Consider the following 19300-nt stretch of genomic DNA (forward strand, 5'->3'; position numbering starts at 1 on the left):
CCGACCTTAGGTACATAAATTCTTATTCTTCGCTTACAACAGCCGCAGCAGCTTTAGCAGCGCGTGCTTCCGCTTTGCGCTCATTGCGCTTTGCTTGGTTTTCAATGAAACCAGCTAGCTCTTTATCCGCCCAAGCTTGAGCCAACTCTTGACTCTCAAAACCCATCTCACGCTTTGAAACAACAGTGCGACGAGACGTTACTTGACGAATGATCTCTGCAGACCAACCGTTACGCTTTTCCGTTAGACGGATAGTAAATTTTTTATTTTCAGACATTTATGTAGTTCCTAAAGACTTTGTTAAGGGATATTCCAGCAATGTAATGCTAGCCATCCCTAAGCCAGCGCGGTATTAGAACACAAATCGAGCGCTGACGCTCAGAGTTTTTATAAGAAAAAGTCCCCAGTGTTTCCACTGAGGACTTCATTAACTATTTGGCTGTAACGTTTGAGGTAGTTGCCTCGGTTCGATTACTTACCTACGTTCACGCGAGCGTTGCGGAACATGCGCATCCAAGCACTGTCTTCACCCCAAGATTCAGGCGCCCAAGAGTTAGCAACCGTACGGAATACACGCTCTGGGTGCGGCATCATGATAGTCACACGACCGTCACGAGTCGTTAGACCTGTGATTGCGTTTGGTGAACCGTTCGGGTTGTTTGGATACTGCTGCGTTGGGTTACCGTGGTTATCAACGTAACGCACCGCTACCGTACCTGATGCTTCAATCGCATTTAGGTGGTCAGTGTCGCGAACTTCTACGCGGCCTTCGCCGTGAGAAACTGCGATTGGCATACGAGAACCTTCCATGCCATCGAAGAAGATAGAGTCAGACTTCTGAACTTCTACTAGGCTAAAGCGAGCTTCAAAGCGCTCAGATTCGTTACGAACGAAGCGTGGCCATAGGTCTGCACCTGGAATCAGCTCTTTTAGGTTCGATAGCATCTGACAACCGTTACACACACCTAGTGAGAAGGTGTCTTCACGGTGGAAGAAGTTCTGGAACTGGTCACGCGCTTGGTCGTTGAACAGAATAGACTTCGCCCAACCTTCACCCGCACCTAGAACATCACCGTAAGAGAAGCCACCACAAGCCACTAGACCTTGGTACTCTTCTAGAACTGCTTGACCCGTCAGGATGTCGCTCATGTGGATGTCTGTTGCTTCAAAGCCAGCGCGGTCAAACGCTGCTGCCATTTCAACGTGAGAGTTAACACCCTGCTCACGAAGAATTGCCATCTTAGGCTTAGCGCCTGTTGCGATGTATGGCGCTGCAACGTCTTCTTTAACGTCGAAGCTCAGTTTCACGTTTAGACCTGGGTCAGAGTTGTCTTTCTTCGCTTCGTGTTCTTGGTCTGCACACGCAGAGTTGTCACGTAGAGACTGCATCTTGTGCGTAGTTTCAGCCCAGATAGTACGTAGCTCAGTACGAGAGCGCTCGATAACAACCGCATCACCAGAAGTAATAATGAAGTCGTCAGACGCTTCAACGCTACCGATTACGTGAGAGCATGCTTCTAGGCCGTTAGCCGCTAGTACGGCTTTCACCGCTTCAAGGTCGTCATTCTTAACCTGAACAACCGCACCTAGCTCTTCGTTAAATAGCGCCGCTAGTGCATCTTCGCCTAGGCTTGCAATGTGTGCTTTCACACCACAGTGACCCGCAAATGCCATCTCAGCAAGCGTTACGAATAGACCGCCATCGCCTTTATCGTGGTAAGCCACTAGCTTGTCATCACGAACAAGGGTTTGCATCGCATCGAAGAAGCCTTTTAGCTGCTCTGCGTTGTCAACGTCTGCTGGCTTATCACCAAGCTGCTTGTAAACCTGTGCCAATGCCGTTGCACCTAGACGGTTTCTACCGTTACCAAGATCAACAAGAACCAGTGACGACTCACCTTTGTCAGTGCGAAGCTGCGGCGTGACCGTCTTACGAACATCTTCTACACGACCAAATGCAGTGATAACTAGTGAAAGTGGAGACGTGACTTCTTTGTCTTCACCATTCTCATTCCACTTAGTCTTCATCGACATTGAGTCTTTACCTACTGGAATCGTTAGACCCAGTGCTGGACATAGCTCTTCACCTACCGCTTTCACCGCTTCGTAAAGACCTGCGTCTTCACCTGGGTGACCCGCTGGAGACATCCAGTTAGCTGACAGCTTGATACGCTTGATATCGCCGATGTCTGTCGCTGCAATGTTAGTCAGAGACTCACCTACCGCTAGACGAGCAGAAGCGCCAAAGTCTAGTAGAGCAACTGGAGTGCGCTCACCCATAGACATTGCTTCACCGTGGTAAGTGTCGTAGCTTGCTGCTGTTACTGCGCAGTTTGCTACCGGCACCTGCCAAGGACCAACCATCTGATCACGAGCAACAAGACCTGTAACCGTGCGGTCACCGATGGTGATTAGGAATGTTTTCTCTGCAACCGTTGGTAGACGAAGAACGCGATCAACCGCATCGTTCATTTCAATGCCTTCGCGAGAGATCGCAGGGCTGTCTACTTTCAGTGTTTTCGCATCACGGTGCATCTTCGGCGTTTTGCCTAAAAGGATGTCCATCGGCATGTCGATTGGCGTGTTGTCGAAGTGTGAATCTTCAAGTTTCAGTTCACGCTCTTCAGTTGCCACACCCACTACCGCGTATGGTGCGCGCTCACGCTTACAGATAGCATCGAATGCTTCCATGTTCTCTGGCGCTACCGCCATTACATAGCGCTCTTGAGATTCGTTACACCAGATCTCAAGTGGGCTCATGCCTGGCTCATCGTTTGGTACGTCACGAAGCTGGAAGATACCGCCGCGCTCACCATCATCAACAAGCTCAGGAAGTGCGTTTGAGATACCGCCCGCACCCACATCGTGGATAAATGCGATTGGGTTGTCTTCACCTAGCTGCCAGCAGCGGTCGATCACTTCTTGACAGCGACGTTCCATCTCTGGGTTTTCACGTTGAACAGAGGCAAAGTCTAGGTCTTCAGCAGACTGGCCAGACGCCATAGAAGACGCTGCACCACCACCAAGACCGATGTTCATTGCAGGACCACCAAGTACGATTAGGCTTGCACCTACTGGGATCTCTTTCTTCTGAACGTGCTCGTCACGGATGTTACCCATACCACCAGCAATCATGATTGGCTTGTGGTAACCACGCACCTCTTCACCTGCATGTGATGTGACTTTTTCTTCGTAAGTACGGAAGTAACCCAGTAGGTTTGGACGTCCAAATTCGTTGTTAAACGCCGCGCCACCTAGTGGACCTTCTAGCATGATATCCAATGCGTTAACGATACGACCTGGCTTACCAAAATCCGTTTCCCAAGGCTGTTCGAAGCCAGGAATGCGAAGGTTAGAAGTCGTAAAGCCTACAAGACCTGCTTTTGGCTTACCGCCAATACCTGTTGCGCCTTCGTCACGGATTTCACCGCCGCTACCTGTAGAGGCACCTGGCCACGGAGAAATCGCTGTTGGGTGGTTGTGTGTTTCCACCTTCATCAAGATGTGTGCTTTCTCGTGGTTGTAACCGTACTGACGTGTTTTTGGATCTGGGAAGAAACGACCCACTTCAGAGCCTTCCATTACTGCTGCATTATCTTTGTAAGCAGATAGAACGTGGTCTGGTGTCGTTTCAAATGTGTTTTTGATCATCTTGAACAGCGACTTGTCTTGCTTCACGCCGTCGATAGTCCAATCTGCGTTGAAGATCTTATGACGACAGTGCTCAGAGTTCGCCTGCGCAAACATCATCAGCTCGATGTCTGTTGGGTTGCGCTCTAGCTTAGTCACAAAGCTTTCAAGTAGGTAATCAATTTCATCTTCTGCAAGTGCAAGACCTAGCGTCACGTTCGCTTCTTCTAGTGCTTTGCGGCCACCTGTTAGTAGATCAACATCAGCTACCGGTGCTGGCTCTGCTACTTGGAACAGTGCTGCCGCTGATTCGAAGTCAGAGAAAACCACTTCCATCATACGGTCGTGGATCACCGCTTTAAGCTCAACAAGTTGAAGCTCAGTCAATTCGCTTGATGTCTCTACATAGTATGCCGTACCGCGCTCTAGACGAGTCACTTTGTCTAGGCCACAGTTATTGGCGATATCCGTAGATTTAGAAGACCATGGCGAGATTGTGCCAGGGCGAGGTGTCACTAGAAGCAGTGTGCCTGTTGGCTCGTGCTCTTCGATAGTTGGACCGTAAGTCAGCAACTTCTCTAATTTTTCAACTTCAGACGCATCCAGGTCTGCCGTTAGGTCGGCAAAGTGGGCAAACTCAGCGTAAATACCTGTTACTGGTAGGTTTAGTTCACGACAAAGCTCTAGTAGCTTGTTAACACGAAACTCAGAAAGAGCTGGGGAACCACGCAAAATTCTCATGTGCTTAGGTCTCTTATGCAGTTGATTGAGGTGAAATTAGTATAAATTCAAATAGTTAGCTTGTATTTCTGAACTTATAACAATTTATCCTGCTCTAATGCGGCGCTATTATAGAGGATTTTTTTTTGTGACGTAACCGCTAACGCAAACGTTTTCGTCATTTTTTTTCGATTTGCAGCAAACGATATCGTCATGGTGATAAAGTGACCACTCTCGGGTGTTTATGCCTTCTTGCTTTGCCAAGCTCGCTAGCTTTGGTATAAAGGCAGCACTATCGTTGTGAGATAAATGAATTAATGCAAAATCCATCTGCTGTTTATTGGTTAAATTTACGCTGGCTCAAATTACTATCCGTTTGTCTGTTAACGCTTGGAATGGCAGGCTGCCAAATCGACTCTGATCCCAAAAGTGAACTAGAGAACATTAAAGAGCGCGGTGTCCTTCGTGTCGGTACACTCAATAATCAACTCTCTTATTACATTGGCCCTGATGGTCCAACTGGCTTGGACTACGAGCTTGCAAGACAGCTTGCCGACGAACTGGGGGTGCGGTTGGAAATGAAACCCGCTTACCGCCAAGCAAGTCTATTTCCAGCTTTGCAAAAAGGTGAAATCGATATTATCGCCGCTGGACTAAGCCAATCTCCAGAGCGCATCAACCACTTCCGTGCAGGTCCTGCCTACTACTACGTGAGCCAACAGGTGGTTTATAAGAAAGGTCAATGGCGACCAAGAAACTTAGAGCAATTATTAAACAACCAGCAAGAGTTAATCGATAAAGCCGATGGTGAAGAGGTCTTTGCGATAGTAAAAGACTCTCACTTTGAGCAAACGCTGGCGAATGTCGCTAACCAAAACCCTGACTTCCGCTACTACATTGATGCTAATGCTGACGTCAATGACCTATTAAAGCAGGTTTCTGAAGGCCAACTTAAGTTCACCATGGCAGACTCTGTGGAACTGTCACTTTCTCAACGGATTTATCCTGATCTCGCATTGGCGTTTGAAATGACCGAAGATCAACCGATCTCTTGGTATATGCGAAAGTCAGAAGACGAGAGTTTGTACGCGTTATTGATCGAATTCTTTGGCCGCTTGAAACAGACAGGTGAACTGGCGAATTTAGAAGAGAAATATATCGGACACATTGGTGTCTTCGACTATGTCGATACTCGCGCGTTTATCCGTGCTTTAGATGGCAAATTGCCTAAGTGGTCGCCTCTCTTCAAGAAATATTCGAACGAATTTGATTGGCGCTTAATCGCGGCTCTTGCCTATCAAGAGTCTCACTGGAATCCTGTGGCTAAATCGCCAACAGGTGTTCGTGGTATGATGATGCTTACATTACCGACGGCGAAAAGTGTTGGTGTGACCAACCGCTTGGATCCAGAACAGTCTGTTCGTGGCGGTGTGGAGTACTTAAGACGAATTGTTGATCGTGTTCCAGATTCTATCGCGGAACATGAGAAAATCTGGTTTGCCCTCGCCTCTTATAACGTCGGCTTCGGTCATATGATGGACGCAAGACGCCTGACAAAACGACAAGGTGGTGATCCTGATGCTTGGGCGGATGTGAAAGATCGTTTACCGTTATTACGTCAAAAGAAATATTACAGCCAGACACGTTACGGCTATGCTCGCGGTGATGAGGCAAGAAATTATGTCGAGAATATTCGCCGCTACTATCAAAGCATTATTGGTCATATCGACAAACAGATAGCCGTTGAGGCTGATAAAGAAATCAGTACTGAAGACTTAATCGTCATCCCAGCCCTGCCTCCAGTATCCGGCGCTGTCGCGTCAGAGCAAGGGGCGGTTAGCTCAGCCTCAGACTCTACGTCAGCACAGAAAACTGGACACTCAGGACGTTAACTATCTGGAATCTTCAAGTATGCGAATGTGATCGTATATCGCATACTTGAAATCTTATTCTCAAGCCCTTACATTAAACTTTGAGATTGATCATTCGCCAACGCTTCGCTTGGCGAGATAATCTCTTCTATCGCAAGGTACTGTCGTGCCCTCTGCAAATACTCAGCATAATCGAAATCACCCTACGACAAGGTTGGGCGGTGGATTGTGTTTCGTACTCCGGCATCGATCCATTGATAAGGAAATCTATTACGCAATGATTGTGTCTAGATACAGATCGGAGAGGTTTATCTTTCGTGATAGGAGGTAGTTTTATGCTTGCAAGGAAAAGAATGCAATCTAAACACCTTAATAAGACGGTGGCAGCAAACCGCCGCAAAAGAAAAATGGCCAATAATAAAAAGAAAGTTATTTGGCGTCACCGAGCTTTTATGCAGTTACTTACTCCATAAAGCACAGACAGCAAACATCTGCCCAGCAGATGTTTGCTAAAAATTACTCTTCACCCTTCATCTGTTCATCACGCTTCTCTTGCTTCTTTTGTTTTATTTCTTTGCGTCTGCGTTTGAAAAATGCCTGCAATTGATGACGACATTCCGCTTCTAATAACCCAGATTCAACATCGGCGTAGTGATACGATGCTTGGCTCTCAAACAAGTTTAATACCGTCCCTGCTGCGCCAGCTTTTAAATCAGGTGCACCGAATACAATCCGCTTTACACGACTATGCAGCAGAGCTCCAGCGCACATTGGACATGGCTCTAGCGTTACATACAATGTCGTATCCAGCAGTCGATAGTTTTCTAGGCTCTGGCCTGCTTTACGAATCACTTGCATCTCAGCATGCGCCGTCGCGTCGTGATTACCGATAGATTGATTCCATCCTTCAGCGATAATCTCCCCACCTCTGACTAATACCGCTCCAACAGGCACTTCACCTTCAGATTCAGCATGATTCGCCAACTCCATCGCGCGTTGCATAAAATGACGGTCTTCATCATTAAACTCAAAGGTCATTTGTTCATCAGTCATGTTTTTCTCGGCTTAATGCTTCTGATAAGTAATCAATTAACGTTCGAACTTTCGAAGTGAGCATTCGGTTCTGTGGATACAATGCCCAAATACCCTCACGATCACCTCGATATGGAGTCAGCACTTCCACCAGCTCCCCAGCTTCCAAATACGGCTGCACATAGTAATCAGGAAGTTGCACTATGCCTAATCCTTTTAAAGCCGCATCAACGAGCGCATAACCACTGTTGCATTGAACTCGACCTTCAACGTGAATAAGACGCTCAGACCCTTTTTCATCGAAACGCCAGTACTTTGTTGAACCTCGTAAACAGCTATGCCTTTTCAATTCCGACAGTGTGTGAGGCTCACCATGGTTTTCAAGGTAGGTTGGACTTGCACACACAAACATATGTCGGTCGAGTAGTTTTCTGGCCATCATAGAAGAGTCTTCTAGTCGACCAAGACGAACGGCTAGGTCAAACCCTTCTTCTACCAAGTTCATTTTCTGGTTAGAAAGAATCAAGTCCAATTCAATTTGTGGGTGTATCAACAGAAACTCGTGCATCAACGGAGCAAGAACTTGTTCACCAAAGGTGACTGGCGCCGTCATCTTTATTTTACCCTTAGGCGTCGATTGCAACTGAGTAATCGCTAATTCTGCCAACGCTAGTCCATCAACAAGAGGTTTACAGTGTTGATAGTAAGTCGCCCCCACTTCCGTTACTGAAACCTTGCGAGTAGTTCTAACAAATAGCTTTACGCCGAGCTTTTCCTCCAACGCATTCACTCTGCGACTAATATTGGCTACTGATGTTGCCAACCTGTCTGCTGCACCAGTAAAACTCTGCGTTTCTACCACTGCTACAAACTCATTGATCCCTTCCCAATTTGCCATTTTAACCCTCACTATTACTTTCATGTAATAGTGTATTTCAATTTATGCTAATTATCATTATTTAAGAAATAAATATACTAGCCCCATCTGATGCAAACGGCGTGAAGTGAACTAGTCTTACTCAAGTTAGCCGTTAGTTAATTTTGTGACCTTGTAATAATAAGGAATAACCATGACTGAACAATTTATCAAATCACGTGCTGCTGTTGCTTGGGGCCCTAACCAACCACTTAAAATGGAAGAAGTGGATGTAATGCTTCCAAAAGCTGGTGAAGTACTCGTAAAAATCGTTGCTACCGGCGTATGTCACACCGATGCATTCACTCTATCTGGCGATGATCCAGAAGGTATTTTCCCAAGCATTCTTGGCCACGAAGGTGGCGGCATTGTAGAAATGGTTGGTGAAGGTGTAACAAGTGTTGAAGTTGGCGACCATGTTATTCCACTTTACACAGCAGAATGTGGCGAATGTAAGTTCTGTAAATCAGGTAAAACTAACCTTTGCCAAGCAGTTCGTGAGACTCAAGGTAAAGGTCTGATGCCAGATGGTACGACTCGTTTCTACAAAGACGGTCAACCGATTTACCACTACATGGGTTGTTCAACTTTCTCTGAATACACCGTACTACCAGAAATTTCTCTGGCTAAAGTAAACAAAGAAGCGCCTCTAGAGGAAGTATGTTTACTTGGTTGTGGTGTTACTACCGGTATGGGTGCGGTACTGAACACAGCGAAAGTGGAGAAAGGCGACACTGTTGCTATCTTCGGTCTTGGGGGTATCGGGCTATCAGCTATCATTGGTGCTCGTATGGCTGGCGCTAGCAAAATCATTGGTGTTGACATCAATGAAAGCAAGTTCGAGCTTGCTCAGCAACTTGGCGCGACTGACGTGATCAATCCACAAAAATTCGATAAGCCAATTCAAGAAGTGATTATTGAGATGACAGATGGTGGTGTTGATTACTCTTTCGAATGTATCGGTAACGTAAACGTGATGCGTCAAGCACTTGAGTGCTGCCACAAAGGTTGGGGTGAATCCGTTATCATCGGCGTAGCGGGTGCAGGTCAAGAGATCTCAACTCGTCCGTTCCAACTCGTGACTGGTCGCGTATGGCGTGGTAGTGCTTTCGGTGGTGTTAAAGGCCGTAGTGAACTACCAGAAATCGTTAACCGTTATATGGCAGGTGAGTTCGGGTTACAAGAGTTCATCACTCATACCATGCCACTGGAAGACATTAACGAAGCATTCGAATTAATGCACAAAGGCGAAAGTATTCGTACCGTTATTCACTATTAATGATTCAGGGCTCTAGTGTACTAGAGCCCTTGCTTTTAAATTGGATTGATAGAATGACCATAGAAAATGTAAGCCAAGCCAAAGTATTTGGTGGGTGGCACAAACAGTACCATCACCAATCTTCGGCATTGAGCTGCCAGATGAGATTTGCCATCTATTTACCACCAGAAGCGAGCGCTGATAATCCAGTCCCCGTCCTCTACTGGCTTTCAGGTTTAACCTGCACCGACGAAAACTTCATGCAAAAAGCAGGCGCTTTCCGCATGGCGGCAAAACTCGGTATTGCCATCGTCGCACCTGATACTAGCCCTCGCGGTGAAGATGTACCTGATGATGCCGAGGGTGCATACGACTTCGGTCTAGGCGCTGGGTTCTATGTAAATGCCACACAAGCACCTTGGAATCAACACTATCAAATGTACAACTATGTCGTCGATGAGTTGCCATCACTTATCGAACAGCACTTCCCTGTCACGCAGGTTCGATCCATTTCTGGACACAGCATGGGCGGACATGGCGCGCTAACGATTGGATTAAAGAACAGTGATAGATATCGCTCTATTTCGGCATTTAGCCCAATCAGTAATCCAATGAACTGCCCTTGGGGCCAAAAAGCACTGAGTCAGTACCTTGGTAACAATACGGATGACTGGAAACAGTATGACAGTGCTGAGTTGCTTAAAGCTAAGATGGCAACGCTGCCAATTTTAGTAGACCAAGGGGAAGACGACGGATTCCTACAAGAGCAGCTAAAGCCAGAGCTGTTGTTAGCTGCGGCAGAAATTTCTGGTAGTGATATAAAGCTTCGTATGCAGCCTGGTTATGACCACAGCTATTTCTTCATTCAGAGTTTTATTGAAGATCACTTACGCTTTCATGCTGGATTCTTGAAAGACTAAGTTTTAGCTATTACTTAAACTAAAAAGCCCGCCCTTTATAGAAAGGGTGGGCTTTGTTCTAACTGTCTACCAACTTACATTGTATAAGTGTATGGCGCTTGGATACCTAGAGGGATACCTAGTGCCCAGTAAGCTAGCAAGAAGATTGTCCAACCAATTAGCATTGCAATAGAGAACGGCATCATTAGTGACGCAAGCGTACCGATACCCGTCGACTTAACGTAGCGTTGGCAGTAAACCACAACTAGAGGGAAGAATACCATTAGTGGTGAAATGATGTTAGAAACAGAATCACCTACACGGTATGCCGCTTGAGATAGCTCAGGAGAGATACCTACTGCCATTAGCATTGGAACAAGGATAGGACCAATCAGTGCCCATTTCGCAGATGCAGAACCAACAAGCAGGTTTACACACGCTGTTAGCAGAATCATACCAACAATCGTCGCTTCACCAGGAAGGTTCATCGCTTTCAGACCTTCTGCACCATAAAGCGCTAGCATAGTACCAATGTTTGATTGACCAAACGCAGCTAGGAACTGTGCACAGAAGAATGACATTACGATGTACGCACCCATTGTCGCCATTGTGTCAGACATCGCTTTGATTACATCATTGCTGTTCTTGAATGTGCCAGAAACACGTCCATATACGTAACCAGGGATGATAAATAGAATGAAGATTAGAGGAACAATCGACTTCATTAATGGCGCAGAGAACGCAGTGATCTCACCTTCAGGTGAACGCAGTGCCGATGTCTCAGGAATGATCGCTGCGATTAATAGCGCGATACCAGCAACCATTGACCAACCAGCAGCGCGGAACGCTTTAGATTCTGTCTCAGTAAATGTACCTAGGTCAGGTGCTTCTTCTGCATCTTCATCTACAGGTGTATTCGCAAGACGCGGTTCGATGATTTTCTCTGTAACGTACCAACCGATAGCAACAATAATCACTGAAGATAGACCAGTGAAGAAAATGTTTGCTAGAGGGTTAACGATGTACTCAGGATCAAGAACTTGAGCAGATGTCTGCGTGAAACCAGCAAGTAGTGGGTCGATACCAGAAGGGATAAAGTTCGCAGAGAAACCACCAGATACACCAGCAAATGCTGCTGCAATACCCGCTAATGGGTGACGGCCGGCTGCGTGGAAGATGATACCTCCTAGAGGAATAACCAGTACATAACCTGCATCTGCTGCTGTGTGCGATACAATAGCAACAAGAATTAGCATTGGTGTTAGTAACTTAGCTGGTGTGAAGTTAAGCATCTTCTTAAGGCCTGTAGTAATAAAGCCTGAAGAGTCTGCAACACCAACACCTAGCATCGCAACAAGAACGATACCTAACGGCGCAAAGCCAGTGAAGGTTGTCACCATATTAGCTAAAAAGCTAGCCAGTGCTTCACCAGTAAGTAGGTTATTAACTTCTAGTGCAGTACCTGTACGTGGGTTAATCAGATCAAAACTGACGTTAGATAAAAGTGCTGACGCAACCCAAACAATAACCAGTGCCCAGAAGAAAAGGATAGCAGGATCTGGGATCTTGTTACCTGCTTTCTCAATAAAGTTTAAAAAGCGATCCATTCCACTCGGCTTTGGAGCTGGCGCTTGATTAATCGATTGGTTACTCATGGTAACTCCGTGTGTGATGTTGTTATTTGTTGGTCTCATCGCGCGAGGCGAGAAGATTATATTTGCGTGACCATTTTATTTAAAAAAGATGAAAAGAGTAGATAATTTGGAACTTTTTCCATATTTGTAGACTTATTTTGCAAAAAACACCGACTAACATAACATTTAACCAACATGTTAATGCACAAATGCAAAACAATTATCTAACTAGCACGCAAAAGACCCGATTATATAAACATAGCTTATATTTTCACCATCATCTAAGCGCCTAATGCTTGCGACAATAACACAAACCTTGGCTATGACTCTCAGTTCATTTACTTAATGGAAAAATGACACGATAGAGGCAAGAGAATTAGTCAAACTCACTAAAGCGGGAAATCTGAGTAACCAGAGCAACATTGCGTTTCACTCCCAATCGATCAACCCAAAATACTTCAACCTCAACCGTCTTGATGCTTCCATTCAGAGCTACTTTCGAGACAGTCCACTTAACATCAAACACTGGATGTGAGTGATCCTGTCCGTCAACAATATCCGTCATATAATCTGCAACAACTCGATTGGAAACTGAGGAGTCAGCCCCGCGAGTTCGAAACCACTCTAGCTTTGATTCCGCTAATGCTAGCGCTTGAGTACTTCGATAAGCAAAATCTGAGCGCTGCTCCATGTCGACTTGCATTTTCGCCAGACCTAACGCACTAATTCCAAAAAGGCACAATGCGACTAACACTTCAATGATGCTGATGCCACTCTGTTTAAAAATCACGCCACGCCCCTTTCTTCCATAGGTAACTGGAGGATGAAGAACTAGAATGAGTGATGACATCATGATTGTATTGAAAGCTTAAGGAATCTCGGAATAATGCAAGATGTTCTACATTGGAGTAATCAAAAAATGCGCCTCCAGTAATCATAAAACTGCCGTCTTGGTAATAAGCCGCAAGTGATTGATCTTCAGGAAAGTGTGTCGTAATACTGTCGCTTATTCCTAACTGTTGCCATTGCTCAATTGAAGGTTCAAAGTCTTGATTGAAATGAAACAAAACACCTTTAATGCTTGCTGCGCCTTGCATCGCAAATATACCTTCATGAACTAGTAACGTAATGCCGTCACTCGCTTCCGATAGCACTTTAATATCTGCTAAGTAATCATCCGATATGACACATGAGCCATTTATCCAAAGATGTAAGTTATTCTGTCGGAGCTGCTGGAGTATCTCTTCTCCACAGTTTTTCCGTTCCCAAAGGCCTTCTGCCGTTTGAGTTTCTAGGTTTATCTCTCTAAACATGCCGTTAGTTCTCACCGCATCATGTTGATGACGAGGAACACCAAAAAAATCTTCAAATACGCTAAGCAGGTCGTCTTGAACAAAATCGTTAGCAAAACATTTGGGATCTGAAGAAGAGCTGCAATCACCAACGACAGTAGTTAAGTGCTCCTGCAAACACTTCTTATGACTCATAAACTCTTCACTAGGCACTGGACCATCACTCAATCCGCGATTAATTAATGAACCTTTTACTGAAAGGTGACCTTTGAAGCGAAATGCCGCACATTCCCAGCCTTCATCCACTTCCATACCAGGATCTGGCGTATTGATCACCAAGGACGATTGGATTTTAATACTCGCAGAAGTTTGTATTGCTCCTGACTTTAATTTGGAAGTTGCTAAAGCAAAACGCCGGCTGATAGTCTGGTTTCCTGATGTCGCTGAAGCCACTACATCACCAGTTATGCTGTCTGACCACAATTTTGTTGTCACTGATAATGTGTCATCGCAAACCTGAATGCTTGCAGGGATTTTCTGCGAAGGGAAATACTGAGCGATCGCGCATTCCACACCACCTTCAGCGAGCCAGAAAGACTTTCGAGAGGTAATTTCGTTTTGTGCACGCTTGATCTCGTAAAATGTCGTCTTATACATACCAATAAACAACATCAAAGCCAAACTCAGCAATATTGAAGTCATCATTAAAGTGATCGCTCCTAACTGATGTCCGACTCTCATTGACCATTCCTCACCATGAAGTCTCGATAAATGGATGCGGTGACAGAAGGTTTTGCTCTTAAGTGTCCTTCCATCTCCAATTTAAGGTACTGATTGGTGCTACTCGAAGAGCCCACTTCATCGCTTATTAGCTCAAAGCGTGAAATCGCCACCAAGTTTGGTTCGAATACGGACGTACATCCTGAGACGAAGGAAAAACTAATGTCTCTTGCACCCGATGCCAAACTTGAAACTGAACGGCAAATCTTCAGTTTTTGGTTATCAGCATCAAATTGCCACACTACATTTTCAATTGGTTTGGTCACACTAGGGTCTCTGTCGTCCCAATAAGCATATTGAACCGACATGCCATTGTTGGATATGTATACAGTCTGTGTTGAACCTTGAGGATTCAGCGTCGCATTATTAATGCCATTTGCACCAGAGCGTATAAGGTCATTTTGAACTCGCCGTGCTGTTGTTGACAGCGCTTGCTGAAGAATAAGTAACTGCGAGCGCTCGATAACATGACGTTGGATAGACATATAGAAGGTAACAAGTGCCGATAGCACTAACGTACTCAGAGCCATTGCAATGACAAGCTCTATCAACATGACTCCACGTACGAGATTAGGGGCACTTCTCATTTAGGACAGGCTCCAAAGCCAAACTGGATCTCGCCAACATCACATACAATCACTCGACCAGAAACACTGTGAGTCCGAATATTGATATAAGACTCCTCATCACTGTAGGGTTGTAATTTGATAGTGCCATTAGACAGGGCCATTCCCGTCAAATTATCAAACTTAATCCGATGGTTAGAATGATTGAGTGACAACCCAATGCCTTTAAACACCTCGCCTTTTATTTGCCGCAACAACCTGGCATCGGGATCATTAATATCAACACGATTAGTAACTTCAACACTCCAGTGCTCAGTTTCTGGATGCTCTGAGAGCCCCGAAAAATGAACCCATAGCGGCGTATTCTGTGCAATCGACTCGGCCTTTGTTTGCATTAACAGAGCATATAGCTCATTAGCGGCTCGCGTTGCTTTGAGTTTCCTAGAAGCGTCTTGAAAGGTAGGAGCTACAGCAGAAAGCAGAGCACCAAGAACCGCTATCGCAATAACCAACTCAAAGAGTGAGAAGCCGCGAGATCTTTCCCAAAAAAGAATGAAACCACCTACAAATGACGACTAAGACTTGCGTTAAATTTAGCAGCCACGAAAACTATTAAAGTAAATGAAATGAGTTATTTAGGGCTAGGGAGAAAAATGAAATGCAATAAAAGTAACAGGCTTCAATGTGGTTTAACCTTGGTCGAGGTTGCTATTACTTTAGCCATACTTGCAGTGATCACAGGTATTGCTTACCCAAGTTACCTGCAACAAGTTAGGAAGAGTCATCGTATGGTAGCGCTGAGTGATATGCTCGCTATTCAACACGAACTAGAGCGCGGCTATGATAACGGCTATCATTTCGAACAAATCGTTTCTGCCGGCACTTGTTCGATCTGTGACTCACAAACGACGCGATATCGGTTTGAAATAACTGCTGGCAGCACCGTTACCTACATCATTAAGGCAACGGCTCAATCATCACAACAACAAACGAAAGATAGCTGTCTGGATGATGATAAGTCGATGACATTAAACGCCTTAGGTGTGACCACCCCTGCAGCGTGTTGGGGGCAATAAAAAAGCTCGCGACTGATCGCGAGCTTTAGCAATAGTTTGAATAATCTTAACTTGTTAGATCATCAAAGAACTTTTTAACGCCATTGAAGAAACCTTCTGATTTAGGCTTATGCTTATTAGCAGCATCACCACCGCATGACTCTTCAAATTCACGTAGTAGCTCTTTTTGACGGGAACTTAGCTTAACTGGTGTTTCAACTACAAGCTTCACGATAAGGTCACCCACACCGCCGCCACGAACACCTTTCACGCCTTTACCGCGCATACGGAACATGCGTCCTGTTTGGGTTTCTTCTGGTACTTTAAGGCTTACACGACCATCAAGGGTAGGAACTTCCACTTCGCCGCCTAATGCCGCTTGAGCAAAGCTCACAGGTACTTCACAGTATAGGTTGTTGCCTTCACGTTCAAAGATGTGATGCTCTTTCACGTGCACTTGAACGTACAAATCACCTGCTGGGGCGCCATGCTCTCCCGCTTCACCTTCGCCAGATAGACGAATGCGATCGCCGGTATCTACGCCAGCTGGAATCTTAACATTAAGTGTCTTAGTCTTCTGAATACGACCTTGGCCATGACAGCTATTACAAGGGTCTTTGATGATCTTACCTTGGCCATGACAGGTCGGACAGGTTTGCTGAACCGCAAAGAAGCCTTGACGCATTTGAACTTGACCGTGTCCATGACAGGTGCCACAAGTTTGTGGCGAAGAGCCTTTCTTCGCGCCGCTACCATCACAAGTCTCACACTCAACGAGCGTTGGAACTTCAATCTCCTTAGAGATACCACGAACCGCTTCTTCCAGTGACAGTTCCATGTTGTAACGTAGATCAGCACCACGTTGTGCACGGCTACCACCACCACGGCGACCGCCGCCAAAGATATCACCGAATACATCACCGAAGATATCACCAAAATCAGCACCAGCGCCACCAAAGCCGCCACCGCCCATACCACCCTGTTCAAAGGCTGCATGACCATACTGATCGTAAGCCGCTTTCTTTTGCGGCTCGGTAAGAATTTCGTACGCTTCTTTTACTTCTTTAAATTTCTCAGCAGCGGTTTCATCACCCTGGTTTCTATCTGGGTGATACTTCATCGCAAGACGCTTGTACGCCTTCTTGATGTCGCGCTCTGATGCGTCACGATCAACGCCTAATACTTCGTAAAAATCACGTTTTGACATATTGCTTGTTACCAATTACTTCGACAAACAGCCCGACGCTGTTTGGGGATTGTATCGTTCTAGATAAAGATTGGTGTCCTTATCTAGAGCGACATGACTCTCGTAAACTCACTGTTTACAAATTTGCGGGCGTAAAGGTTACCCCAAACGCCCGCATAAATCACTTTTCGAGAATCCAGTTCACTGAATTCTCTAAGCTATAAAGTTCAAGCTCAAGGAGGAAACGCGCAATTTGCTTAGTCTTCATAGAGAAAGTGCAAATGAGCATTTCCGACGCCGAGATTGGGCTTTATAGCGACGAGAAATTATTTTTTCTCGTCTTTTACTTCTTCGAACTCAGCATCAACAACATCGTCGTCTTGCTTAGGCTGTTCACCAGCTTCAGCGCCCGCACCTTGTGCTTGAGCTTGCTGTTGTGCGATTTCCATTAGCTTCTGAGCCGCTGCCATTAGCGCTTGAACTTTCGCGTCAATCGCTTCTTTGTCTTCACCTTTACGAGCTTCTTCTAGCTCAGTGATTGCTGCTTCGATCTTCTCTTTCTCTTCTGCAGGTAGCGCTTCACCAGCTTCTTCTACTTGCTTACGAGTACCGTGAATCATTTGGTCTGCTTGGTTACGTGCAGCTGCTAGCTCTTCGAACTTCTTGTCCGCTTCTTTGTTAGCTTCTGCTTCTTGAACCATTTTCTCGATGTCTTCATCGCTCAGACCACCAGACGCTTGGATAGTGATCTTCTGCTCTTTACCAGTCGACTTGTCTTTCGCAGATACGTGTAGGATACCGTCCGCATCTAGGTCGAAAGTTACTTCGATTTGAGGCATACCACGAGGTGCAGCTTGAATGCCTTCTAGGTTGAATTGACCTAGAGACTTGTTGTACATCGCTTGCTTACGCTCACCTTGAAGAACGTGGATAGTTACCGCGTTCTGGTTGTCTTCTGCTGTAGAGAAAACTTGGTTCGCTTTCGTTGGGATAGTTGTGTTCTTCTCAACTAGCTTAGTCATTACGCCGCCCATAGTCTCGATACCTAGAGACAGAGGAGTAACGTCTAGTAGAAGTACGTCTTTCACATCACCAGCTAGTACACCACCTTGAACTGCAGCACCCATTGCTACTGCTTCATCTGGGTTCACGTCACGGCGAGCTTCTTTACCGAAGAACTCAGCCACTTTCGCTTGAACCATAGGCATACGAGTTTGACCACCAACTAGGATTACGTCGTTGATGTCGCTTACTGATAGGTCTGCATCAGCTAGAGCAACTTTTAGTGGCTCAAGAGAACGTTGTACTAGGTCTTCAACTAGAGATTCTAGTTTCGCACGAGTCACTTTTACGTTCATGTGCTTAGGACCAGTTGCATCTGCAGTAACGTAAGGTAGGTTTACGTCAGTTTGAGAAGTAGAAGAAAGCTCGATTTTCGCTTTTTCTGCTGCTTCTTTAACACGCTGCATTGCTAGAGGGTCGTTCTTAAGATCGATGCCTTGCTCTTTCTTGAACTCTTCAACTAGGTAGTTGATCATGCGGTTATCGAAGTCTTCACCACCAAGGTGCGTGTCACCGTTAGTTGCTAGAACTTCAAATGTCTTCTCGCCTTCAACTTCGTCAATCTCGATGATAGAGATATCGAATGTACCACCACCAAGGTCGTAAACTGCGATAGTGCGGTCACCGCCTTTCTTGTCTAGACCGTAAGCAAGTGCTGCTGCTGTTGGTTCGTTGATGATACGTTTAACTTCTAGACCTGCGATACGACCAGCATCTTTAGTTGCTTGACGCTGTGCATCGTTAAAGTAAGCAGGAACTGTGATAACTGCACCAGTTACTTCCTCACCTAGGAAGTCTTCAGCAGTTTTCTTCATCTTCTTAAGTACTTCAGCAGATACTTGAGGAGCAGCCATTTGTTGGCCTTTCGCTTCTACCCATGCATCACCGTTGTCAGCCTTAACGATTTTGTAAGGCATGATTTCGATATCGCGCTGAACTTCTTCGTCTTCAAAACGACGACCGATAAGACGCTTAATTGCAAATAGCGTGTTCTCTGGGTTTGTAACTGCTTGACGTTTCGCAGGTTGACCTACTAGCGTTTCGCCGTCTGTGTAAGCGATAACCGATGCGGTTGTGCGCTCACCTTCAGCATTTTCGATTACGCGTGGTTTGTCGCCATCTAGAACAGCAACACAAGAGTTAGTAGTACCTAAGTCAATACCAATGATTTTACCCATCAGGCTATCTCCGAATAAATTCTATTGTTTCGTTTGCAAGCTCCAGTATGGAGCATTGAGCCGGCAATACACCCGCTCGCAATAGGTTTGTTTTATGTATGAACCTTAAATAAGGGCTGCAAAATGCTTTTCAAGGGAGGAAGGTAAAAAAAATTAAGTTTTTTACCGAAGAAATTAGAAACTGTCTATAAAAGGGACAACTAACTCTTTGAAAGCATGGA

The 19300-nt window shown here is 45.6% G+C and carries 15 protein-coding genes; 4 read left to right on the forward strand and 11 right to left on the reverse strand.

Features of this window, described 5'->3' with window-relative positions; genetic code table 11:
* Nucleotides 1–22 precede the first annotated feature (22 nt).
* A complete protein-coding gene (locus tag HW45_RS15235) occupies nt 23–277 on the reverse strand; it encodes a DUF3622 domain-containing protein (protein WP_038227917.1) in 255 nt (84 codons plus the stop codon).
* Nucleotides 278–471: 194 nt separating this feature from the next.
* The gene (purL, locus tag HW45_RS15240) at nt 472–4371 is read right to left on the reverse strand and encodes a phosphoribosylformylglycinamidine synthase (protein ID WP_038227918.1); all 3900 of its coding nucleotides are present in this window, start codon (nt 4369–4371) and stop codon (nt 472–474) included.
* A gap of 296 nt (nt 4372–4667) precedes the next feature.
* Between purL and mltF the strand changes: the two genes are divergently transcribed.
* Nucleotides 4668–6242: a membrane-bound lytic murein transglycosylase MltF gene (gene mltF / locus HW45_RS15245; protein WP_081875837.1), complete on the forward strand. Its 1575-nt coding sequence runs from the start codon at nt 4668–4670 to the stop codon at nt 6240–6242.
* A gap of 495 nt (nt 6243–6737) precedes the next feature.
* On the opposite strand, the gene tadA is transcribed toward mltF, so the two are convergent.
* Both tadA and HW45_RS15255 read right to left on the reverse strand, forming a co-directional pair.
* Nucleotides 6738–7274, reverse strand: a complete 537-nt coding sequence (tadA, locus tag HW45_RS15250; protein ID WP_038227919.1) for a tRNA adenosine(34) deaminase TadA — start codon at nt 7272–7274, stop codon at nt 6738–6740.
* Nucleotides 7267–8151: a LysR family transcriptional regulator gene (locus tag HW45_RS15255; protein WP_006072497.1), complete on the reverse strand. Its 885-nt coding sequence runs from the start codon at nt 8149–8151 to the stop codon at nt 7267–7269. The genes tadA and HW45_RS15255 overlap by 8 nt, the downstream gene beginning before the upstream one ends.
* A 172-nt stretch (nt 8152–8323) precedes the next feature.
* Between HW45_RS15255 and HW45_RS15260 the strand changes: the two genes are divergently transcribed.
* Both HW45_RS15260 and fghA read left to right on the forward strand, forming a co-directional pair.
* Complete coding sequence (locus tag HW45_RS15260; RefSeq protein WP_006072498.1) at nt 8324–9448, forward strand: S-(hydroxymethyl)glutathione dehydrogenase/class III alcohol dehydrogenase; 1125 nt, start codon at nt 8324–8326, stop codon at nt 9446–9448.
* A 53-nt stretch (nt 9449–9501) separates the two neighbouring features.
* Entirely contained in the window at nt 9502–10347 is an 846-nt protein-coding gene (gene fghA, locus HW45_RS15265; protein WP_038228008.1) for an S-formylglutathione hydrolase, read from the forward strand.
* Between the two features lie 74 nt (nt 10348–10421).
* On the opposite strand, the gene HW45_RS15270 is transcribed toward fghA, so the two are convergent.
* The 5 genes from HW45_RS15270 to HW45_RS15290 form a co-directional block, all read right to left on the reverse strand.
* Nucleotides 10422–11981 (reverse strand): AbgT family transporter, encoded by a 1560-nt coding sequence (locus tag HW45_RS15270; RefSeq protein WP_006072502.1) that lies wholly within the window; start codon nt 11979–11981, stop codon nt 10422–10424.
* A gap of 355 nt (nt 11982–12336) precedes the next feature.
* Nucleotides 12337–12750, reverse strand: a complete 414-nt coding sequence (locus HW45_RS15275; protein WP_006072506.1) for a type IV pilus modification PilV family protein — start codon at nt 12748–12750, stop codon at nt 12337–12339.
* Nucleotides 12740–13993, reverse strand: a complete 1254-nt coding sequence (locus HW45_RS15280) for a hypothetical protein (RefSeq protein ID WP_038227921.1) — start codon at nt 13991–13993, stop codon at nt 12740–12742. Before HW45_RS15280 ends, HW45_RS15275 begins: the two co-directional genes overlap by 11 nt.
* Entirely contained in the window at nt 13990–14619 is a 630-nt protein-coding gene (locus HW45_RS15285; protein ID WP_038227924.1) for a PilW family protein, read from the reverse strand. The genes HW45_RS15280 and HW45_RS15285 overlap by 4 nt, the downstream gene beginning before the upstream one ends.
* The gene (locus HW45_RS15290) at nt 14616–15152 is read right to left on the reverse strand and encodes a GspH/FimT family pseudopilin (protein WP_443083041.1); all 537 of its coding nucleotides are present in this window, start codon (nt 15150–15152) and stop codon (nt 14616–14618) included. The genes HW45_RS15285 and HW45_RS15290 overlap by 4 nt, the downstream gene beginning before the upstream one ends.
* A gap of 99 nt (nt 15153–15251) precedes the next feature.
* Here HW45_RS15290 and HW45_RS15295 point away from each other — a divergent pair, with 99 nt between their 5' ends.
* Nucleotides 15252–15674, forward strand: a complete 423-nt coding sequence (locus HW45_RS15295) for a type IV pilin protein (protein ID WP_051868155.1) — start codon at nt 15252–15254, stop codon at nt 15672–15674.
* A gap of 46 nt (nt 15675–15720) precedes the next feature.
* Here HW45_RS15295 and dnaJ read toward each other — a convergent pair whose 3' ends face one another.
* Both dnaJ and dnaK read right to left on the reverse strand, forming a co-directional pair.
* The gene (dnaJ, locus tag HW45_RS15300) at nt 15721–16860 is read right to left on the reverse strand and encodes a molecular chaperone DnaJ (protein ID WP_038227929.1); all 1140 of its coding nucleotides are present in this window, start codon (nt 16858–16860) and stop codon (nt 15721–15723) included.
* Between the two features lie 305 nt (nt 16861–17165).
* Nucleotides 17166–19079, reverse strand: a complete 1914-nt coding sequence (gene dnaK, locus HW45_RS15305; RefSeq protein WP_006072514.1) for a molecular chaperone DnaK — start codon at nt 19077–19079, stop codon at nt 17166–17168.
* Nucleotides 19080–19300 lie beyond the last annotated feature (221 nt).

This window comes from Vibrio sp. ER1A (genome assembly GCF_000733315.1).
Taxonomy (GTDB): Bacteria; Pseudomonadota; Gammaproteobacteria; order Enterobacterales; family Vibrionaceae; genus Vibrio; species Vibrio mediterranei.

What these genes read in the sequence shown, in the direction of transcription:
- HW45_RS15235 (WP_038227917.1), bottom strand. Translation starts at nt 277, where the DNA reads ATGTCTGAAAATAAAAAATTTACTATCCGTCTAACGGAAAAGCGTAAC.
- purL (WP_038227918.1), bottom strand. Translation starts at nt 4,371, where the DNA reads ATGAGAATTTTGCGTGGTTCCCCAGCTCTTTCTGAGTTTCGTGTTAAC.
- mltF (WP_081875837.1), top strand. Translation starts at nt 4,668, where the DNA reads ATGCAAAATCCATCTGCTGTTTATTGGTTAAATTTACGCTGGCTCAAA.
- tadA (WP_038227919.1), bottom strand. Translation starts at nt 7,274, where the DNA reads ATGACTGATGAACAAATGACCTTTGAGTTTAATGATGAAGACCGTCAT.
- HW45_RS15255 (WP_006072497.1), bottom strand. Translation starts at nt 8,151, where the DNA reads ATGGCAAATTGGGAAGGGATCAATGAGTTTGTAGCAGTGGTAGAAACG.
- HW45_RS15260 (WP_006072498.1), top strand. Translation starts at nt 8,324, where the DNA reads ATGACTGAACAATTTATCAAATCACGTGCTGCTGTTGCTTGGGGCCCT.
- fghA (WP_038228008.1), top strand. Translation starts at nt 9,502, where the DNA reads ATGACCATAGAAAATGTAAGCCAAGCCAAAGTATTTGGTGGGTGGCAC.
- HW45_RS15270 (WP_006072502.1), bottom strand. Translation starts at nt 11,981, where the DNA reads ATGAGTAACCAATCGATTAATCAAGCGCCAGCTCCAAAGCCGAGTGGA.
- HW45_RS15280 (WP_038227921.1), bottom strand. Translation starts at nt 13,993, where the DNA reads ATGAGAGTCGGACATCAGTTAGGAGCGATCACTTTAATGATGACTTCA.
- HW45_RS15285 (WP_038227924.1), bottom strand. Translation starts at nt 14,619, where the DNA reads ATGAGAAGTGCCCCTAATCTCGTACGTGGAGTCATGTTGATAGAGCTT.
- HW45_RS15295 (WP_051868155.1), top strand. Translation starts at nt 15,252, where the DNA reads ATGAAATGCAATAAAAGTAACAGGCTTCAATGTGGTTTAACCTTGGTC.
- dnaJ (WP_038227929.1), bottom strand. Translation starts at nt 16,860, where the DNA reads ATGTCAAAACGTGATTTTTACGAAGTATTAGGCGTTGATCGTGACGCA.
- dnaK (WP_006072514.1), bottom strand. Translation starts at nt 19,079, where the DNA reads ATGGGTAAAATCATTGGTATTGACTTAGGTACTACTAACTCTTGTGTT.